Annotated in this window: 26 protein-coding genes and 3 tRNA genes; 15 read left to right on the top strand and 14 right to left on the bottom strand. The window is 70.5% G+C overall.

Going from position 1 to position 26,252, the window contains the following annotated elements; translation table 11 throughout:
• Positions 1-91 precede the first annotated feature (91 nt).
• The gene (locus OG801_RS23470; RefSeq protein ID WP_008358359.1) at positions 92-814 is read left to right on the top strand and encodes an IclR family transcriptional regulator; all 723 of its coding nucleotides are present in this window, start codon (positions 92-94) and stop codon (positions 812-814) included.
• Positions 815-867: 53 nt separating this feature from the next.
• Here OG801_RS23470 and OG801_RS23465 read toward each other — a convergent pair whose 3' ends face one another.
• The 3 genes from OG801_RS23465 to OG801_RS23455 are packed head-to-tail and all read right to left on the bottom strand — an operon-like array spanning position 868 to position 3,277.
• Entirely contained in the window at positions 868-1,311 is a 444-nt protein-coding gene (locus OG801_RS23465) for a hypothetical protein (RefSeq protein ID WP_406031608.1), read from the bottom strand.
• A complete protein-coding gene (locus OG801_RS23460; RefSeq protein ID WP_406031607.1) occupies positions 1,311-1,790 on the bottom strand; it encodes a methylated-DNA--[protein]-cysteine S-methyltransferase in 480 nt (159 codons plus the stop codon). The genes OG801_RS23465 and OG801_RS23460 overlap by 1 nt, the downstream gene beginning before the upstream one ends.
• Positions 1,790-3,277 carry an Ada metal-binding domain-containing protein gene (locus OG801_RS23455; protein ID WP_355022085.1) on the bottom strand — a complete coding sequence of 496 codons (1,488 nt, stop codon included), beginning with the start codon at positions 3,275-3,277 and terminating at the stop codon, positions 1,790-1,792. Before OG801_RS23455 ends, OG801_RS23460 begins: the two co-directional genes overlap by 1 nt.
• 174 nt (positions 3,278-3,451) lie before the next feature.
• Here OG801_RS23455 and OG801_RS23450 point away from each other — a divergent pair, with 174 nt between their 5' ends.
• The 6 genes from OG801_RS23450 to hutI all read left to right on the top strand — a co-directional run bounded on the left by OG801_RS23450 (position 3,452) and on the right by hutI (position 11,702).
• Positions 3,452-4,606: an LCP family protein gene (locus tag OG801_RS23450; RefSeq protein WP_406031606.1), complete on the top strand. Its 1,155-nt coding sequence runs from the start codon at positions 3,452-3,454 to the stop codon at positions 4,604-4,606.
• 17 nt (positions 4,607-4,623) lie between these two features.
• Complete coding sequence (hutH, locus tag OG801_RS23445; RefSeq protein ID WP_406036296.1) at positions 4,624-6,171, top strand: histidine ammonia-lyase; 1,548 nt, start codon at positions 4,624-4,626, stop codon at positions 6,169-6,171.
• 8 nt (positions 6,172-6,179) lie between these two features.
• Positions 6,180-7,835 (top strand): urocanate hydratase, encoded by a 1,656-nt coding sequence (hutU, locus tag OG801_RS23440; RefSeq protein ID WP_406031605.1) that lies wholly within the window; start codon positions 6,180-6,182, stop codon positions 7,833-7,835.
• Positions 7,836-7,961: 126 nt separating this feature from the next.
• Positions 7,962-9,185 carry an allantoate amidohydrolase gene (locus OG801_RS23435; RefSeq protein WP_406031604.1) on the top strand — a complete coding sequence of 408 codons (1,224 nt, stop codon included), beginning with the start codon at positions 7,962-7,964 and terminating at the stop codon, positions 9,183-9,185.
• Positions 9,182-10,477, top strand: coding sequence for a formimidoylglutamate deiminase (locus OG801_RS23430; RefSeq protein WP_406031603.1), 1,296 nt, complete (start codon positions 9,182-9,184; stop codon positions 10,475-10,477). Before OG801_RS23435 ends, OG801_RS23430 begins: the two co-directional genes overlap by 4 nt.
• Positions 10,478-10,556: 79 nt before the next feature.
• Positions 10,557-11,702 carry an imidazolonepropionase gene (hutI, locus tag OG801_RS23425; RefSeq protein ID WP_406031602.1) on the top strand — a complete coding sequence of 382 codons (1,146 nt, stop codon included), beginning with the start codon at positions 10,557-10,559 and terminating at the stop codon, positions 11,700-11,702.
• Position 11,703: 1 nt separating this feature from the next.
• Here the strand turns inward: hutI and OG801_RS23420 are convergent, their stop codons facing one another.
• Complete coding sequence (locus tag OG801_RS23420) at positions 11,704-12,276, bottom strand: helix-turn-helix domain-containing protein (protein ID WP_406031601.1); 573 nt, start codon at positions 12,274-12,276, stop codon at positions 11,704-11,706.
• 18 nt (positions 12,277-12,294) lie between these two features.
• Here OG801_RS23420 and OG801_RS23415 point away from each other — a divergent pair, with 18 nt between their 5' ends.
• The gene (locus tag OG801_RS23415) at positions 12,295-12,834 is read left to right on the top strand and encodes an arsinothricin resistance N-acetyltransferase ArsN1 family B (RefSeq protein ID WP_406031600.1); all 540 of its coding nucleotides are present in this window, start codon (positions 12,295-12,297) and stop codon (positions 12,832-12,834) included.
• Positions 12,835-12,855: 21 nt separating this feature from the next.
• Here the strand turns inward: OG801_RS23415 and OG801_RS23410 are convergent.
• The 6 genes from OG801_RS23410 to OG801_RS23385 all read right to left on the bottom strand — a co-directional run bounded on the left by OG801_RS23410 (position 12,856) and on the right by OG801_RS23385 (position 16,733).
• Positions 12,856-12,928 (bottom strand) — tRNA-Glu (locus OG801_RS23410).
• 164 nt (positions 12,929-13,092) lie between these two features.
• Positions 13,093-13,165 (bottom strand) — tRNA-Glu (locus OG801_RS23405).
• A gap of 63 nt (positions 13,166-13,228) precedes the next feature.
• Positions 13,229-13,300, bottom strand: a tRNA-Gln gene (locus OG801_RS23400).
• Between the two features lie 121 nt (positions 13,301-13,421).
• Complete coding sequence (locus OG801_RS23395) at positions 13,422-14,360, bottom strand: CPBP family intramembrane glutamic endopeptidase (protein ID WP_355021009.1); 939 nt, start codon at positions 14,358-14,360, stop codon at positions 13,422-13,424.
• A 19-nt stretch (positions 14,361-14,379) separates the two neighbouring features.
• Positions 14,380-15,909 carry a glutamate--tRNA ligase gene (gene gltX, locus OG801_RS23390; protein ID WP_406031599.1) on the bottom strand — a complete coding sequence of 510 codons (1,530 nt, stop codon included), beginning with the start codon at positions 15,907-15,909 and terminating at the stop codon, positions 14,380-14,382.
• Between the two features lie 11 nt (positions 15,910-15,920).
• Positions 15,921-16,733 (bottom strand): fumarylacetoacetate hydrolase family protein, encoded by an 813-nt coding sequence (locus OG801_RS23385; protein ID WP_406031598.1) that lies wholly within the window; start codon positions 16,731-16,733, stop codon positions 15,921-15,923.
• A 70-nt stretch (positions 16,734-16,803) separates the two neighbouring features.
• Here OG801_RS23385 and OG801_RS23380 point away from each other — a divergent pair, with 70 nt between their 5' ends.
• The 4 genes from OG801_RS23380 to OG801_RS23365 all read left to right on the top strand — a co-directional run bounded on the left by OG801_RS23380 (position 16,804) and on the right by OG801_RS23365 (position 20,517).
• A complete protein-coding gene (locus OG801_RS23380; RefSeq protein ID WP_406031597.1) occupies positions 16,804-17,649 on the top strand; it encodes a 3-methyladenine DNA glycosylase in 846 nt (281 codons plus the stop codon).
• A gap of 68 nt (positions 17,650-17,717) precedes the next feature.
• Positions 17,718-18,806 (top strand): alpha/beta fold hydrolase, encoded by a 1,089-nt coding sequence (locus OG801_RS23375; protein ID WP_406031596.1) that lies wholly within the window; start codon positions 17,718-17,720, stop codon positions 18,804-18,806.
• A 44-nt stretch (positions 18,807-18,850) separates the two neighbouring features.
• The gene (locus OG801_RS23370) at positions 18,851-19,459 is read left to right on the top strand and encodes a pentapeptide repeat-containing protein (RefSeq protein ID WP_406031595.1); all 609 of its coding nucleotides are present in this window, start codon (positions 18,851-18,853) and stop codon (positions 19,457-19,459) included.
• Between the two features lie 20 nt (positions 19,460-19,479).
• A complete protein-coding gene (locus OG801_RS23365; protein WP_406031594.1) occupies positions 19,480-20,517 on the top strand; it encodes a DUF2330 domain-containing protein in 1,038 nt (345 codons plus the stop codon).
• On the opposite strand, the gene OG801_RS23360 is transcribed toward OG801_RS23365, so the two are convergent.
• Positions 20,503-21,072 (bottom strand): TetR/AcrR family transcriptional regulator C-terminal domain-containing protein, encoded by a 570-nt coding sequence (locus OG801_RS23360; protein WP_406031593.1) that lies wholly within the window; start codon positions 21,070-21,072, stop codon positions 20,503-20,505. The genes OG801_RS23365 and OG801_RS23360 overlap by 15 nt on opposite strands.
• A 111-nt stretch (positions 21,073-21,183) precedes the next feature.
• Between OG801_RS23360 and OG801_RS23355 the strand changes: the two genes are divergently transcribed.
• From OG801_RS23355 to OG801_RS23345, 3 genes are read left to right on the top strand one after another with little or no spacing between them, the layout of a single operon-like run.
• Positions 21,184-21,792: a biotin transporter BioY gene (locus tag OG801_RS23355; RefSeq protein ID WP_406031592.1), complete on the top strand. Its 609-nt coding sequence runs from the start codon at positions 21,184-21,186 to the stop codon at positions 21,790-21,792.
• Complete coding sequence (locus OG801_RS23350) at positions 21,785-22,489, top strand: energy-coupling factor ABC transporter ATP-binding protein (protein WP_406031591.1); 705 nt, start codon at positions 21,785-21,787, stop codon at positions 22,487-22,489. The genes OG801_RS23355 and OG801_RS23350 overlap by 8 nt, the downstream gene beginning before the upstream one ends.
• A gap of 2 nt (positions 22,490-22,491) precedes the next feature.
• Complete coding sequence (locus tag OG801_RS23345; protein WP_406031590.1) at positions 22,492-23,091, top strand: CbiQ family ECF transporter T component; 600 nt, start codon at positions 22,492-22,494, stop codon at positions 23,089-23,091.
• 122 nt (positions 23,092-23,213) lie between these two features.
• Here the strand turns inward: OG801_RS23345 and OG801_RS23340 are convergent, their stop codons facing one another.
• From OG801_RS23340 to OG801_RS23330, 3 genes are all read right to left on the bottom strand, one after another.
• Entirely contained in the window at positions 23,214-24,620 is a 1,407-nt protein-coding gene (locus OG801_RS23340; protein WP_406031589.1) for an amidase, read from the bottom strand.
• Between the two features lie 9 nt (positions 24,621-24,629).
• Positions 24,630-25,589, bottom strand: a complete 960-nt coding sequence (locus OG801_RS23335; protein ID WP_355021020.1) for a GNAT family N-acetyltransferase — start codon at positions 25,587-25,589, stop codon at positions 24,630-24,632.
• Between the two features lie 100 nt (positions 25,590-25,689).
• Positions 25,690-26,229 carry an NADPH-dependent FMN reductase gene (locus tag OG801_RS23330; RefSeq protein ID WP_406031588.1) on the bottom strand — a complete coding sequence of 180 codons (540 nt, stop codon included), beginning with the start codon at positions 26,227-26,229 and terminating at the stop codon, positions 25,690-25,692.
• Positions 26,230-26,252: the final 23 nt, after the last annotated feature.

Here is a 26,252-nt window from a genome sequence, read left to right as displayed (position 1 = left end):
GCGTTGAATCGCAATGTCAGATCCGCCACTTCCAGTCTGCTTCTCCGAGCGTAACGTTGCATCTCAGGTTCTGAGAAGTTAGTCTTGCGATATGGACAGTTCCAGCGGTGTGGGCGTGCTCGACAAGGCCGCCCTTGTGCTCACAGCTCTCGAATCCGGCCCGGCGACCCTGGCCGGTCTGGTGGCCGGGACGGGTCTCGCCCGTCCGACCGCACACCGTCTGGCGGTCGCCCTCGAGCACCACCGTCTGGTCGCCCGCGACATGCAGGGCCGCTTCGTTCTCGGCCCGCGACTGGCCGAGCTGTCCGCCGCCGCCGGCGAGGACCGACTGCTGGCCACCGCCGGGCCCGTCCTGGCGCGTCTGCGCGACATCACCGGTGAGTCGGCGCAGCTGTGGCGGCGCCAGGGCGACTTCCGCGTCTGCGTCGCCGCCGCCGAGCGCCCCTCCGGCCTTCGCGACACCATCCCCGTCGGCTCGCAGCTGACGATGCGTGCCGGGTCGGCCGCTCAAATACTGATCGCGTGGGAGGACCCCGAGCGCCTCCACCGCGGCCTGCAGAACGCCGCCTTCTCCGCCGCCGCCCTCTCCGGCATCCGCCGCCGCGGCTGGGCTCAGTCGATCGGCGAGCGCGAGGCCGGCGTCGCCTCGGTCTCCGCTCCCGTCCGCTCCCCCGGCGGCAAAGTCATCGCCGCCGTCTCCGTCTCCGGCCCCCTCGAGCGCCTCACCCGCCAGCCCGGCAAGATGCACGCTCCCGCCGTCCTCGCCGCAGCCGACCGGCTCTCGGAGTCGCTGCGGCGCGCGGCTGCGGAGTAGCTGCTGTCACTCCAGCCCCAGGGATACCCGGTTGACCGGGTATCCCAGCGACCTCAGCCGCAGATCTCCCGCACCGCGTCGCGCACGGCCTTGAAGTCCTCCGTACGCGTCTGGTCCTCGGCCGACCCGACGATCACCGCCACGCTGTAGTCCTCGAAGAGCCGGGGCTCGGCGTCCTCGAGGTCACCCGCGACCAGCACGACCACGCCGGCCGCGGTGCTCTCCGCGAACCGCACCGACCAGGTCGGCTGCTGGAGCCCGCCGACGCGTTCGATCGTGTCCTTCGCCTCGTCGCTCGACACGTCCTGGTCACATCTGACCCGGCCGTTGACCAGCAACGCGTTCTCGGTCTCGCTCCGGGTCTCACTGGTCGCGGGCTCCGCAGGTTCGGCAAGCTCCTCCGCGCCGCACGCGGCGAGAGCAGCCAGGAGCGCGGCGGCCACCACCGACGTACGCCACAACTGCGGTCTCGGACGCCACAACTGCAGTCTCGGCATCAGAAGAGGACGCCGCTCTCCAGGCCCAGCAGCGTCGTCTTGCGGTCGAGGCCACCTGCGTAGCCGGTCAGGGAGCCGTCGGCGCCGACGACGCGGTGGCACGGGATGACGATGGGGATGGGGTTTCTGCCGTTGGCGAGCCCGACGGCGCGGGCGCCGTGGCCGGTCAGCGAGAGGCGGCCGGCGATCTGGCCGTAGGAGGCGGTCGTGCCGTACTCGATCTGCTGCAGCTGCTCCCAGACACGCGTCTGGAACGCGGTGCCCGAGGGCGCCAGCGGGAGGTCGAAAATCGTCCGGTCACCCTTGAAGTACTCGGCGAGCTGCCGGGCACATTCCAGCAGCAGCGGATCCGAGTCGGACCGCTCCCCGAGCACCCGGCCCTTGGCGTAGTCGGCCGGCATGAAGTCGATCGCGGTGATCGCGCCGTCGTGCGCGACCAGCCGGAGCTCGCCGACGGGCGAGTCGATGAGAGTCCACATCACAGTTTCTCCAAGGCAGTCAGTGAGGTCCACAGGTAGAGCAGGGCGTACGAGCGCCACGGCCGCCACGCGGCGACATCCGCCGCGGGCGCACCGAGCACTTCCAGCGCTCGTTTGATGCCGACATCGGTCGGCAGGAAGACATCGGGATGGCCGAGAGCACGTAGCGCGACGTAGTCGGCGGTCCAGGGTCCGACCCCGGGCAGGCTGATCAGCTGCTCGTGCACGACGTCGCGGTCGGTGCCGCGGTCCAGCTGTAGCTCGCCGGAGGCGAGCGCCGCGGCCAGACCGGTGACCGCACGCCCACGCGAGCGCGGCATCGGCATGCCGGCCGGGTCGGCGGCGGCAAGGGCGTCCGCGGACGGGAACAGATGGGTGAGGCCGTCGATGTCGGTCGCGATCGGGCGGCCGTGCTCGGCGACGATCCCGGCCAGCACGGTGCGCGCACCGGCGACGGAGACCTGCTGCCCCACGATCGTACGCAGCGCCAGCTCGCCCCCGTCCACGGTGCCGGGCACCCGCAGCCCCGGCAGGGCCAGGGCCAGCGGGCCGATCACCTCGTCCCCGACGAAGACGTCGCCGACCGCACGCGGGTCGCAGTCGGCGTCGAGCAGCCGGCGGGCGCGCTCGACGGCGGCGGTGGTGTCCCGCAGGTCGGCGAGCTTGAAGGTCGCATGGACGAAGCCGGTCTCGCCCTCGGGGATGTCGGCGAGCTCGAGACGCAGTGTGCCGGGCCCGTTGGGCAGGTCGAGCGTCCGGGCGAACCACCGCCGCCCGCCGTCGACCCCGGCGACCTCGACGCCGGGCACCAGGTGATCGCGCAGGAACGCATGCAGCGCGCGCCCGGCGAACGGCGTACGGACGGCGAGCCGCAGCGCGATCGTCCCATCGGCCCGGCGCCGCGACCCACGGCGCCCGCGGAGCTCGGTCGGCGAGGCCGCATAGACCTCGCGGACGGTGTCGTTGAACTGACGTACGCTCGAGAAGCCGGCCGCGAAGGCGATGTCCGCGAAGCCGAGCTCGGTGGTCTCGACCAGCGTCCGGGCGGTCTGCGCACGGCGCGCCCTGGCCAGCGCCAACGGACCGGCGCCGAGCTCGGTGGTCAGCAGCCGGGTCAGGTGGCGAGGTGAGTAGCCGACCCTGCGAGCCAGGCCCTCGACGCCTTCCCGGTCCACGACGCCGTCGGCGATCAGCCGCATCGCGCGCCCGGCCAGGGTCGCCGCCACGTCCCACTCCGGACTGCCCGGGGTGGCATCGGGGCGGCAGCGCTTGCAGGCCCGGTAGCCGGCCGCCTGGGCCGCCGCAGCGGTCCGGTGGAAGGAGACGTTCACCAGCGCCGGGGTCCGGGCCGGGCACGAGGGCCGGCAGTAGATCCCGGTCGAGGCGACCGCCGTGTAGAAGATGCCGTCGAAGCGCCGGTCGCGCGAACGAACAGCGCGGTAGCACGATTCGAAGTCGAGTCCGTTCACGCTCGTCGTCCCATCCATGTCCACCATGTTGCCGCGTTCGGAACGAAATTACGCGCGGTTTTCGGACAGTGCCTTCCTCATGGTTTCACAATGCCGTTACCTGAAGCAGCAACCTCTCGGCTCACTGGCGCGTACAACCTGTGTGGGCTGCACACGCAGACGGTCCGCTCAGGCGGACGGGCGAGGAGGGTGATGAGGACCGAAACGAGGTCGGGGACACGTACGGTCGTGCTCACCGTGGTGGTCACGATGCTGTTCTTGGCGGTCGGCACCGGGATCGGCAGCTGGGCGTTCTACAGCCACCTCAACCGCAACCTCGGCTCCGGGGGCGACATCAACCACCTCCTCGACGAGCCGGAGACCGAGGACGAGGGCCCCAAGCAGCCGCTCAACATCTTGATCCTGGGCACCGACGGACGTGACTGCGACGGCTGCTCGATCGACGGCGAGGGTGGCTCCGGCGGCTCCGACAGCACGATCCTGCTGCACGTCTCCGCCGACCGGACCTCGGCATACGGCGTCTCGATCCCCCGCGACGCGCTCGTCGACCGGCCGGAGTGCACCGCCGCGGACGGCACCACGATCCCCGAGGCGAGCGGCGTGATGTGGAACGAGGCCTACGCCGTGGGCGGCCCGATCTGCACCGCCCGCCAGACCGAACTGCTCACCGGGATCCCGATCGACCACTACATCGCGCTCGACTTCGCCGGTTTCCGTGGGATGGTCGACGCCGTCGGCGGCGTCACGATCTGCATCCCGGAGGCGATCGACGACGAGGAGCACAACATCTTCCTGCCCGCCGGCACCCACAACCTGCGCGGCAAGCAGGCCCTCGACTATGTACGCAACCGCTCCTCGACCCCCAACGCCGACCTGGGCCGGATGCGGCGTCAGCAGTACTTCCTCACCGCCCTCGCCACCAAGGTCCTCTCCGCCGGCACCCTGACCCGCCCGCGCCGCCTGGCCACGTTCGCGACCGAGCTCTCCAAGAGCATCACCACCGACATCGGCTCGGTCGCCGGGCTGGCCGACCTGGCCGGCGAGATGCGCAGCCTGGATCCGTCGAGCATCGAGTTCGAGACCGTACCCAACCGGGCCTACCCCGCCGGCGACCCCAACTGGGGCCGTCTCGAGATCCTCCCGGCGGCCGATGAGCTGTGGGCGCGGATGCTCGATGACCGTCCGCTCCACGACACGACGGCCTCCGCCGCCCCTTCGCCGACAACCTCTGCCACACCGGGAAATCCCGAGGTCAGCGCCTCACCGGACGAGGTTCCTGCCGACTCGGTGAGCCCCGAGGACCAGGAGAAGGACGCCGCCGACAACGGCCTGTGCTCACCCGCCTGAATGTGATGTGATCCACTCTGGTCATGACCTACACCACGGTTCCCGTCGGGGTCGGTGCCCTCACCTTCGATCAGGTAGTCGCCGTCGCCCGTCACAACACCCCCATCACCCTGACCGACGAGTCCCTGACCGCGATGGCCACGAGCCGCGAGCTCATCGAGTCGCTGGCTCACGACACCCGGCCCCACTACGGCATCTCGACCGGTTTCGGCGCCCTGGCCAACACCTCGATCCCGCCCGAGCACCGCGCACAGCTGCAGGCCTCGCTGGTCCGTTCGCACGCGGCCTCCTCGGGCGCCGAGATCGAGAAGGAGGTCGTACGCGGCCTCATGCTGCTGCGTCTCTCGACGCTCGCCACCGGACGGACCGGTGTGCGCCCCGAGGTCGCCCAGACCTACGCCGCACTCCTGAACGCCCAGATCACTCCGGTGATCGGTGAGTACGGCTCGCTCGGCTGCTCCGGCGACCTGGCCCCGCTGGCGCACTGCGCGCTCGCGGCGATGGGCGAAGGAGACGTACGCAACGCCGACGGCGACCTCGTCCCCGGCGCCGACGCGCTGGCGGCCGCCGGGATCACCCCGGTGCAGCTGCGCGAGAAGGAGGGGCTGGCGCTGATCAACGGCACCGACGGGATGCTGGCGATGCTCGTCCTGGCGCTCGCCGACCTCGACGACCTGGTCGCCACCGCCGACATCGCCGGAGCGCTCAGCATCGAGGGCCTCCAGGGCACCGACAGCGTCTTCGCCGAGGACCTCCAGGCCCTACGCCCGCACGCCGGCCAGGCGACCTCGGCGGCCAACATCCGTGCCGTCCTCGCGGGCAGCGGCATCGTCGCCGACCACCGCGGCACCGGGTTCACCCGGGTGCAGGACGCCTACTCGCTGCGCTGCGCGCCCCAGGTCCACGGCGCGGTGCGCGACACCATGGCCCACGCCGCCCGGGTGGCCGAGACCGAGCTCGCCAGCGCGGTCGACAACCCGGTGGTCACGCTCGACGGCCGGGTCGAGTCCAACGGCAACTTCCATGGCGCACCGATCGGCTACGTACTCGACTTCCTGGCAATTGCCACCGCCGACCTCGCCTCGATCTCCGAGCGTCGCACCGACCGCTTCCTCGACAAGTCGCGCAACCACGGGCTGCCGCCGTTCCTCGCCCATGACCCCGGCGTCGACTCCGGGCACATGATCGCGCAGTACACGCAGGCCGGGATCGTCTCCGACCTCAAGCGCCTCGCCGTCCCGGCATCGGTCGACTCCATCCCCACCTCCGCGATGCAGGAGGACCACGTCTCGATGGGCTGGAACGCCGCCCGCAAGCTCCGCCGCGCGATCTCCGGGGCTCAGCAGGTCGTCGCCATCGAGATCCTCACCGCCGCCCGTGCGATCGACATGCGCGCCCCCGAGCGGCCCGGCCCGGTGGGTGCCGCGCTGGTCGAGGAGATCCGCAAGCTGGTCCCCGCCCCCGGCCCGGATCGGTTCCTGTCCCCGGACATCAAGTCGGTCGTCGGCCTCGTCGCCGACGGCACCCTTCTTTCCCGTGCGCGCTCGCTCACTTCAGTGATGTGATGAGCGACATGAGCGAACCACGCACTGTCCGCGCACCGCACGGCCCCGAGATCACCGCCAAGAACTGGCAGACCGAGGCCGCCAAGCGCATGCTGATGAACAACCTCGATCCGGAGGTGGCCGAGCGTCCCGACGACCTGGTCGTCTACGGCGGCACCGGCCGGGCCGCGCGGTCCTGGGAGGCGTACGACGCCATCGTCCGCACCCTCGACGAGCTCGAGGCCGACGAGACCCTGCTGGTGCAGTCCGGCAAGCCGGTCGGCGTCTTCCGCACCCACGAGTGGGCACCCCGGGTCCTGATCGCCAACTCCAACCTCGTCGGCGACTGGGCGACCTGGCCGGAGTTCCGGCGGCTGGAGTCGCTCGGCCTGACCATGTACGGCCAGATGACGGCCGGCTCGTGGATCTACATCGGCACCCAGGGCATCCTGCAGGGCACCTACGAGTGCTTCGCCGCCATCGCCCGCAAGCGGTTCGGCGGCACCCTGGCCGGCACCGTGACCCTGACCGGCGGCGCCGGCGGAATGGGCGGTGCCCAGCCGCTCGCGGTCACGCTCAACGAGGGCGTCGTGATCGTCGTCGACGTCGACGCGGCCCGTCTCCAGCGCCGTGTCGACCACGGCTACATGGACACCGTCGCGTCGTCGCTCGATGACGCCCTGGCCCAGGCCGAGGAGGCCAAGAAGTCCCGTACGCCGCGTTCCATCGGCCTCGTCGGCAACTGTGCCGCGGTCTTCCCGGAGATCCTGGCGCGCGAGGTCGAGATCGACATCGTCACCGACCAGACCTCGGCGCACGACCCGCTCTCCTACCTCCCGCTGGAATACACCGTCGAGGAGTGGGCCTCGCGGGCCGCGGAGGACCCGGACGACTTCACCGATAAGGCGCAGGCCTCGATGGCCAAGCACGTCGAGGCGATGGTCGGGTTCATGGCTCGTGATGCCGAGGTGTTCGACTACGGCAACTCGCTGCGCGAGGGCGCCCGTCTGGGCGGGTTCGCGAACGCGTTCGCCTTCCCCGGCTTCGTCCCCGCCTACATCCGACCGCTCTTCGAGGAGGGCCTCGGCCCGTTCCGCTGGGCAGCGCTCTCGGGTGACCCCGAGGACATCGCCAAGACCGACCGGGCGATCGTCGACCTCTTCCCCGAGAACGAGGGCCTCAAGCGCTGGATCACCCAGGCCGGCGAGAAGGTGCACTTCGAGGGCCTGCCGGCGCGGATCTGCTGGCTGGGCTACAAGGAGCGCCACCTCGCCGGGCTGAAGTTCAACGAGATGGTCGCCTCCGGGGAGCTCTCGGCGCCGGTCGTCATCGGTCGCGACCACCTCGACTCCGGCTCCGTGGCCTCGCCCTACCGCGAGACCGAGGCGATGAAGGACGGGTCCGACGCGATCGCCGACTGGCCGCTGCTCAACGCGCTGCTCAACACCGCCTCCGGCGCGAGCTGGGTCAGCATCCACCACGGCGGCGGCGTCGGCATCGGCCGCTCCATCCACGCCGGTCAGGTCTGCGTCGCCGACGGCACCCCGCTCGCCGCGGAGAAGATCGAGCGGGTCCTGACCAACGACCCCGGCACGGGCGTCATGCGCCACGTCGACGCGGGCTACGAGCACGCGCGCGATGTCGCTCGTGAGCGGGGCCTCAACGTCCCGATGCTCGACGCCTGACAGCGGCCACGACTGTGATGGTCTCACCAGCGGTGGCCCCGCTGGTCGAGCCGCCGGAGCCGCTAGGCGGAGGCGTGTCGAGACCAACACAGCTCCTTCTCCGAACGACCTGAACCAAGGACCTGAATGACACTCGACGTCGTCACCCTGCTCAACGAGATCGCCGAGATCGGCCGCGACCCCGTACGCGGCGGCTACTCCCGGCATGTCTATGAGCCGGCAGAGCTGGAGCTGCGGGAGTGGTTCCGGCGTACGTCCGTGGGCCTCGGGCTCGAGGTCGAGACCGATCGCAACGGCAACATCTGGGCCCACTGGGGCCGTGGGGACGGGGCGATCGCGATCGGCTCCCACCTCGACTCGGTGCCGGGCGGGGGCGCCTACGACGGCCCGCTCGGGGTCGCCTCCTCACTGGCCGCGGTCTCGGCGCTGATGGAGGAGGGCTTCGCGCCTGCTCGGCCGGTGACGGTCGCCGCATTCGGCGAGGAGGAGGGCTCGCGGTTCGGCATCGCGTGCCTGGGCTCGAAGCTGATGACCGGCGCACTTCCCGGCGCGACGGTGGCCGCGCTCACCGACGAAGCGGGGGTGACGTACGCCGAGGCCTGCCGTGCCGACGGTATCGACCCGGCGGGGCTCGGCCGCGACGAGGAGCGGCTGGCGAGCCTGGCGGGGTTCGTCGAGCTCCACGTGGAGCAGGGCATCGGGCTCGCCGACCTGAACGCTCCGGTCGCGGTGGCCTCCTCGATCCTGGCTCATGGCCGCTGGAAGCTGGTCTTCTCCGGTGAGGGCAACCACGCCGGCGCGACCCGGATGCGCGACCGGCGCGACCCGGTCGCCGCGATGGCCGCCGCGGTCCTGGCCGCCCAGCGCATCGCGTCGGCCCACGACGGTGCCGACTCCGCCCGGGCCACGATCGGCCGCCTCACTCCGATCCCGGGTGGCACCAACGTCATCGCCTCCCGGGTGGATGCCTGGCTCGACGTACGCGGCGACACCGACCCGCAGACCCGAGCCCTTCTCGAGGAGATCCTGAAGGCCTCCCACGCTTCCGCGGAGGAACACGGTTGCACCCTGGAGGTCACCGAGGAGTCCTACGTCTCGACCGTCCACTTCGACCCTGACCTGCAACAACGCCTGGTCGGTGCGCTGGGCGGGGTTCCGGTGCTCGCCACCGGCGCCGGCCACGACGCCGGCATCCTCGCTGCCGAGATCCCCACCGCCATGCTCTTCACCCGCAACCCCACCGGCGTCTCCCATTCCCCCTACGAGACCGCCACCGAAGAGGACTGCCGCGCCGGAGCGAGGGCGCTGACCGAGGTCGTCCGACTGCTGGCGAGCGAGCCCCGCAAATGACCCGGATACATGCCGAACGGGCGCTGGTCGAGGGCCGCGAGCTCACCGACGTCGTGATCGAGGTGTCCGACGGCCAGATCACCGCGATCACCCCGGGCGGGAGCACCGAGCCGGCCGACCTCCGCCTCGGCACCGTGCTCGCCGGCTCCGGCAACGCTCACTCGCATGCGTTCCACCGCGCGCTGCGCGGCCGTACGCACGACCAGGGTGGTGACTTCTGGCGCTGGCGCGAGCAGATGTACGCCGTCGCCGACCGCCTCACCCCCGACTCCTACGAGCGCCTGGCCGAGGCCGTCTTCGCCGAGATGCTGGTGACCGGCTGGACCGCCGTCGCGGAGTTCCACTACGTCCACCACCGCCCCGACGGGACGCCCTACGAGGACCCCAACGCGTTCGGCGCCGCGCTCACCAGGGCCGCGAGCGCCGTCGGCATCCGGCTGACGCTCCTCGACACCCTCTACCTGACCAGCGCCCCAGGCAGGCCGCTCCTCCCCGAGCAGAGCCGCTTCGGGGACGGCACCGTCGAGGCCTGGCTCGACCGTTGGCAGCGGCTCCATCAGACGCACGCCGTCGGCGCGGCCATCCACTCGGTACGCGCGGTCTCGCCCGACGACATCGCGATCGTCGCCGAGCGCCTGCGCGCCGAGGTGCCCCTCCACGTCCATCTCTCCGAGCAGCCCGCGGAGAACGAGCAGTCGCTCGCCGCGTACGGACGGACGCCCACGCAGGTCCTAGCCGACGCCGGCGCCCTCTCCCCGCGAACCTGGCTGGTCCATGCCACGCACCTGACCGACGCCGACATCGCCCTGATCGCCGGCTCCGGTGCGGGGGTGGTGATGTGCCCGACCACCGAGGCCGACCTCGGCGACGGCATCGGACCCGCCCGCGAGCTGTCCGACGCAGGCGTGCGGATCGCGCTCGGCTCCGACCAGAACGCGGTCATCGACCCCTGGCTCGAGGTGCGCGGTCTGGAGGCGGGCGAGCGGCTCCGCAGCCGGCAGCGCGGACGCTTCTCCCCCGCCGACCTGGAGACCGCCCGCGCCGGCTCCGGCTACGCCGCCTCCGGCCTCCCGGGCGGCCTTCGGATCGGAGCCTGCGCCGACCTGGTGGAGATCGACCCCGATTCGGTACGCACCGCCGGAGCCGCGCTCGACCAGCTCGCCCTGGTGGCGACCGCCACCGACGTACGTCGCGTCGTGGTCGGCGGGCGCGTCGTGGCCGAGGACGGCCGTCTGGCCGACGGTCGCGACCCGGCCGCCATGTTCACAGAAGCGTTGAAGGAGCTCGGATGAGCGAGCGTCAGCGAGCGACCAGTGGACCTTTCATCGGGCCGCGTCCGTATTCTGGCGCTTGCGCTACGGAGGTGGCCCGATGAGCCTGTTGCTGACCAACATCGGTGAGCTGACCACCCACACCGCCGAGCACGGCACCCTCCATGACGCAGCCGTGGTGATCGAGGACGGCCGGATCGCGTGGATCGGTCCCGCCGACCGCGCTCCGGCAGCGGACACGCGGGACGACCTCGACGGTCGCGCGGTGCTCCCGGGCTGGGTCGACTCCCACACCCACCTGGTCTCGATGGGCGACCGCGCCGAGGAGTTCATCGATCGGATGGCCGGCCGGCCCTACGAGGCCGGCGGGATCATGCGTACCGTCGAAGCCACCCGCGCCGCCACCGACGACGACCTCCGCGCCCGGGCGCGCTGGCTGCGGGCGGAGGCATACCGTGGCGGCACCACGACGATCGAGGCCAAGACCGGTTACGGCCTCGACGTCGTGACCGAGCAGCGCCTGGCCCGGATCAGCGCCGAGCACGCCGAGGTGGTCACCTACCTCGGCGCTCACGTCGTCCCCGCGGGCGTGGACCGTCGCGCCTACATCGACCTCGTGACCGGCCCGATGCTCGCCGCCGTCGCGCCCCATGCGACCTACATCGACGTCTTCTGCGAGCAGGGTGCCTTCGACGTCGAGGAGTCCCGCGAGATCCTCGAGGCCGGCCGCGCCGCAGGCCTCGGCGTCAAGCTCCATGGCAACCAGCTCGGCGAGTCCGGCGGTGTTCAGCTGGCAGTCGAGATGGGCGCGACGAGCGTCGACCACTGCAACCACCTCAGCCCGACGGACATCGACGCGCTCGCCGGGTCGGAGACCGTGGCAACGCTCCTTCCCGCCTGCGACCTCTCCACCCGCGAGCCCTTTCCCCCGGCGCGCGAGCTGGTCGACGCCGGCGTGACGATCGCGATCGCGTCCAACTGCAACCCCGGCTCGTCCTTCACGACCTCGATGGGGTTCTGCGTCGCCACCGCCGTTCTCCAGCAGCGCCTGACCTTCGAGGAGGCTCTCTGGGCGGCGACGGTCGGTGGCGCCACGGCGCTCGGCCTCGACGGCTCGGCGGGACGGATCAGCGACGGTCGCCGCGCCGATCTGCAGGCACTCGACGCCCCCTCCGCCAAGCATCTGGCCTACCGCCCCGGGGTTCCCCTCACCCACAAGGTCTGGAGCAGCGGCAACCCGGTCTGACTCACCCGCGCCGCTTGCCGATCACGACCAGGTAGCGGCAGGGCTCGTCGGTCGGATTGACGAAGACGCAGTCGGCGGGCGGCCCCAGCTGCAGGCAGTCACCCGCGTCGAGCTCGTGGACGAGGTCACCCTCGACGAACCGCAGATGCCCCGAGAGCACCCAGATCTGCTGCTCCTTGAAGTGGTACGCCGAAGCGGGCGAGGCCACCGACGCACCGGCCGGGAACTCCACCTCGACCAGCTCCAGGATCCCGCGCGCGGGCGGGGAGACGGCGCGGCGTACGTAGCCGGTCTCGGGGTCCGTCCACTCGGTCTGCTCCGAGCGCCGAGCGACGCGCACGGCATCCCCTTCGGCCCGCGCGATCAGCTCCGACAGGGTCACCTCCAGCGCCCCGGAGAGCCGGGTGAGCAGGACCGCGGTCGGCTGTGCCTCGCCCCGCTCGATCTTCGAGATCATCGCCCGGGAGACCCCGGACGCCTCCGCGAGCCCCGCGACGGTCATCCCGAGCGCCTCCCGCGCCGACCTGATGTTGGACGCCAGGGCCTCACCGAACTTGTCACTATCGTCAGCCACGTGACTACTATAGGAGACATGCCTCCTGCCTGGACCATCCGCCACGCGACGCCCGCGGATGCAGCCGCCTGCGCGGCGATCTACGAGCCGTACGTCCGCGACACCGTCATCTCCTTCGAGACCGAGCCGCCGACGGCCGAGGAGATGGCGCGCCGCATCGAGTCCTCCCTGGCCGAGCATGCCTGGCTGGTCCTGGAGACCGAGGGCGAGGCCGGGCCGGAGGTGCTCGGCTATGCGTACGCCACCCAGCACCGCACCCGCGCCGCCTACCGCTGGGCCTGCGACGTGTCGATCTACCTCGACCGCGACCGGCGCGGCAACGGCGCCGGCAGGGCCCTGTACGCAGCCCTCTTCCCATACCTGAAGGAGCGCGGCTTCCACCGCGCTCTCGCCGGGATCGCCATCCCGAACGAGGCCAGCCTCGGCATCCACCGATCCTTCGGCTTCACCGAGGTGGGGACGTACACAAGGATCGGCTGGAAGTTCGACGCCTGGCACGACGTCACCTGGATGCAGCTCGACTTGGACCCGGAGAACCAAGAAGCCCCGAGCCAGTGACTCGGGGCTTCCCGTGCGTTGTACCCCCGACCGGATTTGAACCGGCGTTACCGCCGTGAGAGGGCGACGTCCTAGGCCGCTAGACGACGGGGGCTTGCACCTCCCGCGATGACCTTTCGGCCCCGCGGGCAGGAGAAACATTACCGGATGACCTGGCGATCCCCCACATCGGGACCCTCTCCGAAACGGCCACAACCACACCCACAACGGAAATGGCGAAGAGCCCCGAGTCAGTGACTCGGGGCTCTTCCTGCGTTGTACCCCCGACCGGATTTGAACCGGCGTTACCGCCGTGAGAGGGCGACGTCCTAGGCCGCTAGACGACGGGGGCTTGCAGCGGGTGAAACCTTAGCGAACCGCTTCGGTGACTCCCAAATCCTCCGGAGAGGATCCGCTGGGCTACTAGGACTCGAACCTAGAATAACTGGACCAGAACCAGTCGTGTTGCCAATTACACCATAGCCCATCGTCTTGGTTGACTTAGCCGCAGAGGCCGCCAACAAGAGCGATCCGGCCCTCGGGATTTCTCCCTCGAACCGAGAGGAAACATTACCGGCGAGGCCCCCAGGCTACGAAATCGGCACGCCCTAAACAGTCTTCGTCGTGGTCGAGAGGCCCGCGGACCGCGCTGCCCACACGGTCAGGGCCAGGAAGACGCCCGACTGGACCAGGGTGACCGGGATCCGCCACCACGACCCTTCGGTGGTGTTGAGCACCGTCGAGATGTCGCCGAAGGCCACGGCCATGCCGAGGCTGACGAAGTTGTTGAGGACGTGCATGGCGATGCCCGCCTCGATGCCCCCGGTGGCGATCACGCAGATGCCGGCGACGATGCCGAAGGCGAACCGGTCCAGGAACAGCGGCAGGTCCTGGGACCCGTGGGCGAAGGCGAAGAGCAGCGCGGTGATCGTCACCGAGACCGTACGCGCGCCCAGCATCCCGCCGAAGAGCGATCCGAAGGTCTGGAAGATGTAGCCGCGGAAGAGGTACTCCTCCCCCGCCGCCTGCAGCGGGGTGAGCAGCACGATCACGAGCACGAAATCGCGCATGGTGCTCGTCCAAGGGTTGAGGGTGTTGGCGCCGAGGTCCTCTCCCGGGATCGGCAGCCGGGAGGCGATGATGACGGTGACCACCATCGTGATCGCCGCGATCCCGAGACACTGCAGCAGCCATCGCCAGCGGATCCGTCGCTCGACCGAGGCCAGCCACCCCGGTCGCAGCCCGTGCAGCGCCCAGCACAGCAGCATCGCCGCCGGGATCGCTCCAGCCAGAGACAGCAGCAGGAACGCCAGTGACTCCGGCGTGACGTTCTCCACGTCGGCCACACGGACCATCCCGTTGGAGACGTCGTCGCCGGCGAGCACGAAGAAGACCTCGAACGCGGCCAGAACCACCGCGGGCGAGACGAAGAAGACACACAGACCGATCAGGATGAGTCCGATCAGGGGTCGTCCCCAACCACTGCGCCCGCTGCGCTGCACCTGGTAGTACGCCAGTCCCGAGGGCGGCTCCATGACCGTGCTCATCCTGCCCGTCCTGCCACGCTCAGCTCCTCCCGAGAACCGCCTTCAGGCGCCCCAGCGTACGCTCCCGACCGAGCAGCTCCATGGATTCGAACAGTGGCGGGCTGATCCGCTTGCCGGTCACCGCGACTCGCACCGGGCCGTACGCCTTGCGTGGCTTGAGCCCGAGACCGTCGATCAGAGCCGCGGTCAGCGCGTCCTGGATCTCGGCCGTCGACCACGTGTGGAGCCCCACGAGAGCTTCGTGGGAAGCGCGGACGACACCCAGGCCCTCCTCGTCGAGCAGCTTGGCGGCGTCGTCCTTGTCGAGCGCGAAGTCGGCCTCAGGGACGAAGAGGAACCGCAGCATGTCGGAGGCCTCGCCGAGCTTGTTGATCCGCTCGGCGACCAGCGGCATCGCGGCCTCGAGCATCTGCGCGTCGGCGTCGTTGACCGGGTCGCTGATGATCCCGTCGGCCTTGAGGTAAGGGATCACCCGGTGGGTGATCTCCTCGACCGGCAGCAGCCGCATGTGGGAGGCGTTGATCGCCTCCGCCTTCTTGACGTCGAAGCGGGCCGGGTTCTTGACCACGTCGTGGATCTCGAAGGCTTCGACCATCTCCTCCATGGTGAAGATGTCGCGGTCGGCCGCGATCGCCCAGCCGAGCAGCGCCACGTAGTTGAGCAGCCCCTCGGGCAGGAACCCCTCCTCGCGGTACTTCAGCGCGTGCGCCTCCGGGTCGCGCTTGGAGAGCTTCTTGTTGCCCTGGCCCATGACGTAGGGCAGGTGGCCGAACTCCGGTGCCCGCTCGGCCAGGCCGACCTCGACGAACGCGTCGAAGAGCGCGATCTGCCGAGGGGTCGAGGACAGCAGGTCCTCGCCGCGGAAGACGTGGGTGATGTTCATCGTGGCATCGTCGACCGGCGCGGTGAGCGTGTAGAGCGGGTCGCCGTTGGCACGCGCGAGCGCGTAGTCGGGGACGTGCTTGGTCTCGAAGGTCACCTCGCCGCGGACGAGGTCGTTGAAGGTGATCGAGCCGTCGGGCATGCGGAACCGCGGGACCGAGGAGCGGCCCTCGGCCTCGTACGCCTTGATCTGGTCCTCGCTCAGGTCACGGCAGTGGTTGTCGTAGCCCTGGGCCGGGGCCTCGCCCTTGATCCCCTCTGCCTTCGCGGCCTTGTAGGCGGCCAGGCGCTCCTCGTAGCGGGCAGTGGTCTCCTCGCCGGTGCAGTAGCACTCGTAGACGTGGGAGGAGGCGCGCAGCCGGCCGAGCGCGTCGGCGTAGATCTCCGAGCGCTCCGACTGGCGGTAGGGGCCGTAGGGGCCGCCGACCTCGACGCCCTCGTCCCAGTCGAGGCCGAGCCAGCGCATCAGGTCGATGAGCCCGTCGTAGGACTCCTGGGTGTTGCGCGCCTTGTCGGTGTCCTCGATGCGGAAGACGAAGGTGCCGCCGTGGTGGCGCGCGAAGGCCCAGTTGAACAGGGCGGTACGGACCAGGCCGACGTGGGGCGAGCCGGTCGGCGAGGGTGCCATCCGGACGCGGTAGTCCTTCGGCTCGAGTGTGCCGGTCATTCCAATGTCAGTCAACGCTGTGCCACCTTGTTGGTCAGAGCTCCGAGCCCCTCGACGAAGATCTCGATCTCGTCGCCGGGCTCCATGGGGCCGACACCCTCGGGGGTGCCGGTGAGGATCACATCGCCCGGCAGCAGCGTCATGACGCTGCTGATGTGGGCGATCAGCTTCGGGATGTCGTGGACGAGGTCCTTCGTGGACCCGTCCTGGACGACGTCACCGTTGAGGAAGGTCTGGATGCGTACGCCGGCGGAGAGCTGCTCCGGCTCGACGTCGGTCTCGATCCAGGGACCGAGCGGGCAGAAGGTGTCGTAGCCCTTCGCCTGGGAGAAGTGCTTGAGCCGCCGCTGCACGTCGCGCGCCGTGACGTCGTTGGCGACCGTCATCCCGTAGATGACGTCCTTCACCTTCTCCACCGGGACGTCGCGGCAGATCCGGCCGATCACGATCGCGAGCTCGCCCTCGAAGTGGAGATCCTCGACGTTGCTCGGTCGCTGGATCGCGTCACCGGGGCCGCAGACCGCGGTGTTGGGCTTGATGAAGAAGAGCGGCTCCTCCGGCACCTCGTTGCCGAGCTCGGCCGCGTGCTTGGCGTAGTTGCGGGCGACCGCGACCACCTTGCTGCGCGGGATGACCGGCGCGAGCAGCTTGACGTCTTCGAACTTGTGGACCTGGTCGGTGATGTTGACACCCGAGAACAGTGGGTCGCCCTGGAGCGCGACGACGGTCGCGTCCTCGCTGAGCTGGCCGTAGCCGTCGAGGTCCCCCATGACGACGCCGAACTGGGGCTCGCCACCCTTGGTCGTGAATCTGGCGATGCGCACGTGCTGAGCCTATCCGGACCCGTCGCCACGATTCACTTCACTATGCGACGCCTTCGTAGGCTTGTACGTCGTGGAGGTGCTGTCGCGTTCGGAGTGGACCGCTCGCGCGGCCGCTCACCGCTCGCGCCTGGCGCCCTATGTCGAGCCGCATCTCGCCCGCCGCGGCGCCCGGGTCAAGCACCCGGTCAACGACTTCCTCTTCACCTACTACTCCTACCGGCCCGCCCAGCTGCTGCGCTGGCACCCGGGGTTCGGGGTCAGGCTGTCGGACGCTGCGGAGTATTCCTCGTTGCGCGGCTATGCCGACGGCACCGTCTCTCCCGACTTCCTCGCCGACAAGCGTCTGCTCCTCGAAACCCTCCTGAAGCTGCTGCGGGCCACCGCCTCCCGCGAGGCCAACTTCGGATGCTTCGGCCTCCACGAGTGGGCGATGGTCTACCGCTTGACCCCCGAGCAGGTACGCCACGCCGACTGGCCCCTGCGGCTCGGGACCACCGGCACCGACCGCGTGGTCGAGTCCCACCGCATCGCCTGCAGCCACTTCGACGCGTACCGCTTCTTCACCCCGCCCGCGCTGCCCCTCAACACCCTCTCGCCGCGATCCGACGACCGAGCGGCCTTCGAGCAGCCGGGCTGCCTGCACGGCAACATGGACCTCTACAAGCACGCCTTCCGGCTCTCGCCGCTGGTCTCCTCCGACCTCATCGCCGACTGCTTCGAGCTCGCCTGGGACATCCGCACGATGGACATGAAGGCCGCTCCGTACGACCTCGCCGAGCTCGACCTCGACCCGATCCGCATCGAGACGGCTGCCGGAAAACAGGAGTACGCCGCCGCCCAGCGCGCCTTCGCCGAGCGAGCCGCCCCGCTCCGGGAGCGGCTGGTCGCCGAGTGCGAGCGGCTCATCGAGGCGTAACGGACGTCACACACGGTGGGAGCGTGCTCCCGCCGTGACCTCGCCGGACGGGTTACGTTAAGCCCACAATGGCCATCCTCCCCCACCCCCGCCAAGCTGCCGCCTCGATCGCCACCACGGTCAGCGCCGCCGCGGGGAACGTCGCGCACTCGCTGCTCTACGGCGGGCTCGCCGATCTGCGGCCGATGCCGCGTACCTTGATCGACGACGGCAACCGACGCGAGCTCTACCACTACCGGCCGGCGGCAGGGACGACGCCGGAGGGCGACCCGGTGCTGCTGGTGACGCCGCTGGCGGCGCCGGCGATCTGCTACGACCTGCGACGCGGCTGCTCGGTCGTCGAGCACCTGGTGGGGACGAACCGACCGACCTATCTGGTCGAGTACGGCGAGGTGAACTTCGCCGACCGCAGCCTCGGCATCGAGCACTGGATCGCGCACGTCGTGCCGGAGGCGATCCGGTCGGTCTCCGAGCACGCGGGCGGGCGGCCGGTGCACGTGGTCGGCTGGTCGCTGGGCGGGATCTTCACGATGCTCGCCGCCGCGGACGCCCCCGACCTCCCGATCGCCTCGCTGGCGGTGCTCGGCTCGCCCTGCGACGTACGTCAGGTGCCGTTGATCGCGCCGCTGCGGCCGCTGCTCAACCTGCCGCCGGGCAACCTGGTCACCACCGCTTACCAGGCCTTCGGGGGCGCTCCGAAGCCGCTGGTCAGGTGGGCTTTTCAGATCTCCTCGGTCGACAAGATGTTCACCAAGCCGGTCGCGAAGCTCTCCAACCTGGCCGACCGTGAGTTCCTCGCCCAGCTCGAGGCGGTCGACCGGTTCACCGACAACATCATCGCCTACCCGGGACGTACGTTCGGGCAGCTCTACCACCACTTCTTCCGCACCAACGCGATGTTCAGCGGGCAGATCGACCTCAGTGACGACCACTCCGTCTACCTGCGCGACGTCAAGCAGCCCACGCTCGTCGTCGCCGGCGCCAACGACGGCATCGGTCCCGTCGCCTCGGTCCGACCGCTGGTCGACCTGCTCACCGGCGCCGAGGAGCTCCGCTTCGAGATCGTCCCCGGCGGCCATCTCGGCCTGCTCACCGGCCGCGCAGCCAGAGACAACACCTGGCCCCTCCTCGACGAGTGGTTCACCCAGCACGACTGAGCCGGACCGTCACAGTGTCGGTGGCGGGTGGCAGGGTGTGCGCCATGCCGAACCCACCCGCCGAGGCGACCGAAGAGCACTTCCGCAACGAGGACTGGTACGCGGCCGACCTCACCGGGGCTCGGTTCGTCGACTGTGTCTTCACCGATGTCGACCTCACCGAGGCGACGACGTCGGCGGCGCTCTTCGAGCGCTGCACGTTCCACGGCGGGCGGTTCAACGCCTCGACCCACGTCGGCTCGGCGTTCGTCGGCTGTGACTTCCGGCGGACCAACTTCTTCGACTCGACGTTCGAAGGCTGCAAGCTCAGCGGGAGCGAGTTCTCGAACTGCACCCTGCGGCCGCTGAAGGTCACCGGCGGCGTGTGGCGCGGGGTCTCGTTGCGCGGCGCGAACCTCGCCCGGCTCGACCTGTCCGGTCTGGACCTGCGCGACGCCGACCTGTCGCTGGCCGACCTCACCGACGCGGTCCTGCGAGACACTCGGCTGGACGGAGCCACGCTCCAGGAGACGACACTGCACGGTGCCGACCTCCGCGGGGCCGGGCTCGACCGGGTCGATCTCGCCGCCGCATCACTGCGCGGCACCAGGCTCGATCTCGCCGGCGCCGTGATGCTCGCCGAGCTGCACGGCGCGGAGGTCGAGACGGCATGATCACCGATAGGTTGTCCGCCATGTCTCGTGGAGCGATTCGCATCGCGTTGGTCGCTGTCATCGCCGGCCTGCTGCTGGTCCCCGGTTCCGCGCGTGCGTGCGCTTGCGGAGCGGCGTACGTCCCGGAGGGGCACACCGTCGAGGCCGGGGAGGAGATCGCGTTCCTGAGCTGGGCGGAGGAGGGCGAGCGGGAGCGGCTCGAGATGCTGCTCGGGATCACCACTGAGACGCCCGACCTCGCGGTCCTGGTGCCGACGCCGACGGTCCCGGACGTGACCCAGGGAGACCCGGAGCGGTTTGACGAGCTGGCCCGGCTCACGACCCCGCCGCCGGAGAAGGACTGGTCGCTCTTCGACGAGGACGGTGCCGGGGCGCCACCCGGAGCCGCGCCGGACGTCATCTCGCGGACGGTGCTCGAGGATGTCATCGCGACCGTCATCGAGGGCGGGGACGCGAGCGGGGTGGCGACCTGGCTGCGTACGAACGGGTATGCGGCCAAGCCCGAGCTCGAACCGGTCATCGCCGACTATCTCGAGGAGGGCTGGCGGTTCACGGCGGTCAAGATGCGCGGCGACAAGCCGTTCGACGGGTACGCCGACCCGATCGTGCTCACCTTCGACACCCCGACCCTCGTCTACCCGATGCGGCTCAGCTCGGTCGCCGACGATCTCGGCGAGGTCACGGTCTTCACCCTCGACCGTACGTTCCGGTCGCCGCTCGCCTCCTGGACGACCTCGGAGGAGCCCGAGGCCGCGGTGGAGCTGGTCGAGGACGGGGTCCACGACGACGTGCTCGACAACCTCGTCGAGCGGGGCCAGAACCGGCTGACCAAGTGGACGTTCTCGATCGAGGACCCGGCGGCGCTCACCAGCGACCTCGAGCTCGCCCGGGAGCCGGAGATCGCGGAGACCTTCGCGCCTGCCGCGACCGAGTCCGCACGAGACGCCGAACGGAACCTCTCCCCGTGGGTGGCCGTGCTCAGCGGAGCGCTCGGCCTCGTCGTCGGGGCCGGGGCGGTCCTGCTGCTGCGCAGGCGCCGGTCCTCAGCGGTCGGCTGAGGCCTCGCGGACGGCCTTGGCCATCGAGATGCCGGCGGCGATCAGGCCCAGGCCGGTGAGGAAGTCGTCGGTGTCGCGTACGTCGTCCTCGATGGCGCCCGCGGCGGCGGCCTGGAGGTGGGTCTGCTCGTCGACGGCGTGGCCGTAGACGAAGTGGAGCAGGGTGCGGGCGGCGACGGGGGCGAGATCGCCGAGGCCGCCGTCGCTCAGCGCCGCGACGAGGTCGTCGTGGGGCTGCGTCGCGCCCAGCCCGAAGGCCCAGACGGTGGCGACGACCTCGGCACCGTCGCGGTAGGCGAGCAGCGAGTCGCGCAGGTCGGTGCAGATGCCGGTGACGCGTACGTCCCAGGCGCCCGACGGCTCGTGCCGGCCGCGGAGCAGGATCTCGTCCGCCACCGCGGCCAGCAGGGACTGCTTGTTGGCGAAGTGGTGGTAGAGCGCGCTGGGGCGTACGCCGAGCTCGGTGCCGAGCCGACGCATCGTCAGGTCGGCGAGACCGTAGTCGTCGAGGACCTGCAGCGCGCGGGCGACGACGTCCTCACGGCGGTATCGCATGTTGCTCCCAGGGGCCGGGTGGTGGGACGAAGTGGACGAAGACGTACGTCGACCTTAACCTGAACACCGTTCACCTGACCAAGGTTCAGGTCTGAGTACGCAGGAGCGAGTATGACCGAGTCCCCCACCAGCACGGAGTCGACCCCTACGGCCAGGTCGCCGCGCCTCGACGCCACCGACCTCGCGTTGGTCGCCGCGTTCGCGGCCCTGATCGCGGTCTGTTCCTACCTCGCCGCCATCCCGATCGGCGCCGCCGGGGTCCCGCTGACGCTACAGGGATTCGCGCTCCTGCTGACCGGCGCGCTGCTAGGCCCGCTGCGCGGGACCGCCGCGGTTCTCCTCTACCTGCTGCTCGGGGTCGCCGGCCTCCCCGTCTTCGCGGGCCACGCGGCCGGGCCGGGCGTCTTCGTCGGCGTGACCGCCGGCTACCTGTGGTCCTTCCCGGTCATGGTGCTCGTGGTCGGCCTGCTGGTGAAGTACGTCCTGCGAGGCCGCCGCACCAACCCGGTCCTCGTCTTCGCCGCCTGTGTTGTCGGCGTCGTCATCAACCACGTCGGCGGCATCATCGGCATGGCCGTCGTGCTTCATGTCGACCTGCTGAAGGCCGCGGCCTTCGACGCTCCCTACTGGATCGGCGACTTCATCAAGGCCGCGGTCGCCGCGGTCGTCGCCTCCCAGGTCCACCGCGCCTTCCCGAAGCTGCTCGCGCGACGTGCCTGAGATCTGTTTCGAGGCCGCCGAGGTCCGGGTCGAGTCCCCGGATCTCGACGACGAACGCACCATTCTGCACCCCACCACCCTCACTCTGACCGAGCAGCGGATCGGGATCATCGGCAGCAACGGCTCGGGCAAGTCGACCCTGGCCCGGATGATCAACGGCCTGGTCACCGCGACCGCCGGGAGCGTCTCCGTCGACGGCCTCGACGTGGCCCGCAAAGGCGCCGCCGTACGCCGGCGCGTCGGGTTCACCTTCACCGATCCGGCCGCCCAGCTGGTGATGCCGACCTGCATCGAGGACGTCGAGCTGTCCTTACGCAGGACGGTGAAGGACCGCGTACGCCGCAAGCAGGTGGCACTCGAGACGCTGGCTCGGTTCGGGTTGTCCGAGCGGGCCGAGGTCAGCGTCCATGCCCTCTCCGGCGGCCAGCGCCAGCTGCTCGCGCTGGCCGGCGTGCTCGCCACCGAGCCGGAGGTGCTCGTCACCGACGAGCCGACGACGCTGCTCGACCTGCGCAACACCCGGATGGTCGGCGACCTGCTCCTCTCGCTCCCCCAGCAGCTGATCCTCGTCACCCACGACCTAGACCTCGTCCGCCGCTGTGACCGCGTCCTCGTCGTCGAGGACGGTCGCGTCTGCTACGACGGCGAGGCCGACGCGGCGATCAAGCACTACGTGAGGACGGTGAGCGAGGAATGAGCATGACCGTCGGGCTCTACCGCGCCGGCGACACCGTCCTCCACCGGCTTCCGGTGGGTGCCAAGCTGCTCGGCCTGGCCGTCCTCAGCGTGGCGATCGTGGCGCTGCGCGGGCCACTGCTCGCGGCCGGCTTCCTCGTCCTCGCCGTCGCTCTCGCGCTGATCGGCCGGCTCGACCTGCCCTCCACCGCACGTGCGCTGCGCGCCGTACTCCTCATCGCGCTCCTGGTCGCGCTCCTGCAGTGGTGGCTGTTCACCTTCGACCGGGCGGTGGAGTCCCTGCTCGACCTGGTTTCGCTCGCCCTCCTCGCGCTCACCCTGACCGTGACCACGCCGACCACCGAGACCCTCGACGCCGTTGTGCGCTGGCTTCGGCCTCTGCAGCGCTTCGGGCTCGACCCGGAGCGGGTCGCGCTCACGATCGCGATGGCGATCCAGGCCCTTCCCGGCACCCTCACCCTGGCTCAGGAGACCCGCGACGCCGCCCGTGCACGCGGCCTCGGACGCTCACCCAGGGCGTACCTGACACCCTTCGTCATCCGCGTCGTCGCCCGCGCCCACGAGACCGGCGACGCCCTCAAGGCCCGCGGCCTCGGCGACTGACCCCCCGCCGAGGCGTCACTCCGGTCGGCCCAGAAGTCACTGCCGTCGGCCGAGTTGGCATGCGGGTGCCATCTCGGCCGACGCAAGCGACGCCTCGGCCGACGCGGGTGACGCCTCGGCGACTACCAGCCGGGAGGGAGCCGGTCGGCCCAGGGAGCGGCGGCTTCGATCTGGGCCGCGAGGGAGAGCAGGAGGGGCTCCTCGGCGGGGCGGGCGGCGAGCATGACGCCGACCGGGAGGCCGTCGGGGGTCCAGTGGAGGGGTAGGGAGATGGCGGGCATGCCGGTGACGTTCCAGGCGGAGGTCCAGGGGGTGAACTCCTTCTGCGCCTGGAAGTCGGCGGCGGGGTCGGCGTCGTCACGGATCGCGCCGACCAGGGGCGGCGGGGAGGCCAGGGTCGGGGTGAGCACTGCGTCGTAGGGCGCCAGCGCCTCCAGCGCCATGGCGGCGTACCGGCGCAGCTCGGCGATCGCCAGCCCGAACTCCGGGCCGCTGTACGCCTCTCCCCGCTCGGTGAGCCAGCGGGTCAGGGGCCGGATCTGGGATCGCTGGTCGGGGGCGAGGTTCACGACCGCCATCGCGGTGCCGACCGCCCAGACCGTCTCGAAGACCGCGACCGCCTCGACCGGCAGCGGTCGCGGGATGTCGATGATCTCGTGGCCCAGCGACTCCAGCAGCGACGAGGCGTTCTCCCAGGCGGCGACGCACTCGGGGTCGACCGAGGTCGGGGCGATCAGCGGCTCGATGAACCGGGCGATGCGCAGCCGACCCGGAGGCCGCTCGCACGCGTCCAGGAACGGAAGCGGCTCCTCGGGAGCCCAGAAGGGATCACCCGTACGCCGCCCCGCGAGCACGTCAAGGAAGGCCGCCGCGTCCCGCACCGAGCGCGCGATCGGACCGGCGGTGGCGAGCCCAGCCGCGTCGCCGTACATCGGCGACGGGGAGATCCGCCCGCGGGTGGGCTTGAGGCCGACCAGACCGCAGCACGAGGCCGGGATCCGGATCGAGCCGCCGCCGTCGGAGCCCTGCGCGACCGGCACCAGCCCGGCGGCGACCGCCGCGGCAGCACCTCCGGAGGAGCCACCGGCGATCCGCGTACGGTCCCAGGGGGTGACGGCGGGCGGTGCCACGTCCGGCTCGGTGTAGCAGGGCGAGCCGAACTCGGGGGTGTTGGTCTTCCCGAGCGAGATCATCCTGGCCGCCTCGATGGACAGGGTGACGTTGTCGGAGATGTCGGGTACGAAGTCGGCGAAGGCAGCCGACCCGAAGGTCGTACGCAACCCGCGGGTGAGGTTGAGGTCCTTGATCGCGGTGGGTACGCCCCACAGCGGCGAGGCGCCGACCGGCTTGACCACGAGCTCACGAGCGCAGGTCGAGATCCGCTCCTCGGCCACGGTGACGAAGGCGCCGACGTCGTCGAGCCTGGCGATCCTGTCGAGGTAGTGCTCGGCGAGCTCTCCCGGGGAGACCTCGCATCGATGGAGCAGCTCTCCCTGTTCCAGGGCGGTCAGATCATGAAGCTCGGCCACCCCTGCAGACTAGTGGCCAGAGCGCCACTCGTCCTCGAGCATCGCGTAGTGCACCAGTGTCGTCCACTCGCCCTTGAACCACTCCGCCTCGCGCTCGACCGCTTCCTTCCGCATCCCGAGCCGCTCGATCACCCGCGCCGAGGCGGTGTTGCGCTCGTCGACCCTGGCGGTCACCCGGTGCAGGCCGAGGCCGTCGAACGCCAGGCCCAGCAGCGCCCGTGCGGTCTCGGTGGCGAAGCCGCGGCCACTGAACTCGGGGTTGAAGGCGTAGCCGATCTCCCCCGACCGCTGCTCCTTGCTGTGCCAGAAGAGCACCACGTCGCCGATCAGCCGGCCCTCGTGCTCGACGGCGAGGCAGAGCACCTCACCCTCGCGGCGCAGGACGGAGAGACGCCTCTCGGATGCGTACGCCTTTCGCAGCTGCTCGCGGTCACGCGGCACCGGCGGGATGTAGCGGCAGACATCCTCGAGCGAGAGATAGGCGTGCAGGTCGTCGAGGTCGCGCTCGACGTCGATCGGGCGCAGCGCCAACCGCTCGGTGGTGACCGGATAGTCCGGCGCAAGAGCGGGCTCGGCGAGCTCTTGGAAGACACTCAAATGCAGCCCCGCCGGCCCGTCGAGACGGGCGTTGAGCGACTCCCACGGGGTGCGGGTGGGTGGCGCGACGAGGGTGGCGCCGCCATCGACGAGCCTGGAGGCGACGGTCGCGGAGTCCTCGACCTCGAACGCCACCCGGACGTGGCCGGCCGCCGGCTGCCCGACCTCGACCTCGTCGATGTAGGCGTGCTGGGCGGAGTTGGCGAGCTCGAGCGTGGCCTGGCCGGCGTCGAGGATCGTCACATGAGCCTCACCGGGGCCGGAGAAGGCGGCCTGCTCGGGAAGGCCGAGGGTGTCGCGGTAGAAGGCCACCGCCTGCTCGTAGTCCTTCGCCTCGACCACCAGACGGAGTTGCTTCACGGGTCCACTCATGACCGCAACGTACGGCCGAATCGCCCGTCGCGCACGCGATAAATGACAGCAGGGCAGGTCACCCCCGCGGACCTGCCCTGCTGCGCTACCCGGATCGGGGTCAGACGGCGGCCGGCTGGAAGCCCGCGAGCTTCTCGACGGCCTCGCGGAAGCGGGCCTGGGCCTCGGCGTCGGTGAAGACGTCGATCTCGTGGACCGGCTGGGAGACGATGGCGTCCTCGACGACGATGGCGCCGCCGATGCCGGCCGAGCGCGCGGCGTCGGCGTGGGACCACTTGGCACCGTAGGGGGTCGGGGCGACGCCGACGACCGAGAGGATCTTGCCCTTGAGCACGCCGGCGGCGTACGGGCGCGAGAGCCAGTCGATCGCGTTGTTGATGACGGCAGGCATGGTGCCGTTGTACTCCGGGGTCACGATGAGCACGCGGTCCGCCTCGTCGATCACCTTGCGGAGCTGGCTCACGGCCTCGCCCGGGTCGGCCTCGAGGTCCTCGTTGAAGAACGGCACGTCCGCCAGTCCGTCGACGATCTCCAGGACGACACCTTCAGGCGCCTCGGCGACGAGCTTCTCGGCGAGCTTGCGGTTGATGGAGTCGGCGCGCAGGCTGCCAACGAGTACGGCGATACGGGTGTCGGTCACGGGTTCTCCTCGTAGGACGCGGA

It is taken from the genome of Nocardioides sp. NBC_00163, from assembly GCF_045206295.1.
Lineage (GTDB): Bacteria > Actinomycetota > Actinomycetes > Propionibacteriales > Nocardioidaceae > Nocardioides.
This window is presented reverse-complemented; position numbering and strand designations above follow the sequence as displayed.

Coding starts and splice junctions, on each gene's coding strand:
- OG801_RS23470 (WP_008358359.1), top strand. CDS start 92: ATGGACAGTTCCAGCGGTGTGGGCGTGCTCGACAAGGCCGCCCTTGTG.
- OG801_RS23465 (WP_406031608.1), bottom strand. CDS start 1,311: ATGCCGAGACTGCAGTTGTGGCGTCCGAGACCGCAGTTGTGGCGTACG.
- OG801_RS23460 (WP_406031607.1), bottom strand. CDS start 1,790: ATGTGGACTCTCATCGACTCGCCCGTCGGCGAGCTCCGGCTGGTCGCG.
- OG801_RS23455 (WP_355022085.1), bottom strand. CDS start 3,277: ATGGATGGGACGACGAGCGTGAACGGACTCGACTTCGAATCGTGCTAC.
- OG801_RS23450 (WP_406031606.1), top strand. CDS start 3,452: ATGAGGACCGAAACGAGGTCGGGGACACGTACGGTCGTGCTCACCGTG.
- hutU (WP_406031605.1), top strand. CDS start 6,180: ATGAGCGAACCACGCACTGTCCGCGCACCGCACGGCCCCGAGATCACC.
- OG801_RS23435 (WP_406031604.1), top strand. CDS start 7,962: ATGACACTCGACGTCGTCACCCTGCTCAACGAGATCGCCGAGATCGGC.
- OG801_RS23430 (WP_406031603.1), top strand. CDS start 9,182: ATGACCCGGATACATGCCGAACGGGCGCTGGTCGAGGGCCGCGAGCTC.
- hutI (WP_406031602.1), top strand. CDS start 10,557: ATGAGCCTGTTGCTGACCAACATCGGTGAGCTGACCACCCACACCGCC.
- OG801_RS23415 (WP_406031600.1), top strand. CDS start 12,295: ATGCCTCCTGCCTGGACCATCCGCCACGCGACGCCCGCGGATGCAGCC.
- OG801_RS23395 (WP_355021009.1), bottom strand. CDS start 14,360: ATGAGCACGGTCATGGAGCCGCCCTCGGGACTGGCGTACTACCAGGTG.
- gltX (WP_406031599.1), bottom strand. CDS start 15,909: ATGACCGGCACACTCGAGCCGAAGGACTACCGCGTCCGGATGGCACCC.
- OG801_RS23375 (WP_406031596.1), top strand. CDS start 17,718: ATGGCCATCCTCCCCCACCCCCGCCAAGCTGCCGCCTCGATCGCCACC.
- OG801_RS23370 (WP_406031595.1), top strand. CDS start 18,851: ATGCCGAACCCACCCGCCGAGGCGACCGAAGAGCACTTCCGCAACGAG.
- OG801_RS23365 (WP_406031594.1), top strand. CDS start 19,480: ATGTCTCGTGGAGCGATTCGCATCGCGTTGGTCGCTGTCATCGCCGGC.
- OG801_RS23360 (WP_406031593.1), bottom strand. CDS start 21,072: ATGCGATACCGCCGTGAGGACGTCGTCGCCCGCGCGCTGCAGGTCCTC.
- OG801_RS23355 (WP_406031592.1), top strand. CDS start 21,184: ATGACCGAGTCCCCCACCAGCACGGAGTCGACCCCTACGGCCAGGTCG.
- OG801_RS23345 (WP_406031590.1), top strand. CDS start 22,492: ATGACCGTCGGGCTCTACCGCGCCGGCGACACCGTCCTCCACCGGCTT.
- OG801_RS23335 (WP_355021020.1), bottom strand. CDS start 25,589: ATGAGTGGACCCGTGAAGCAACTCCGTCTGGTGGTCGAGGCGAAGGAC.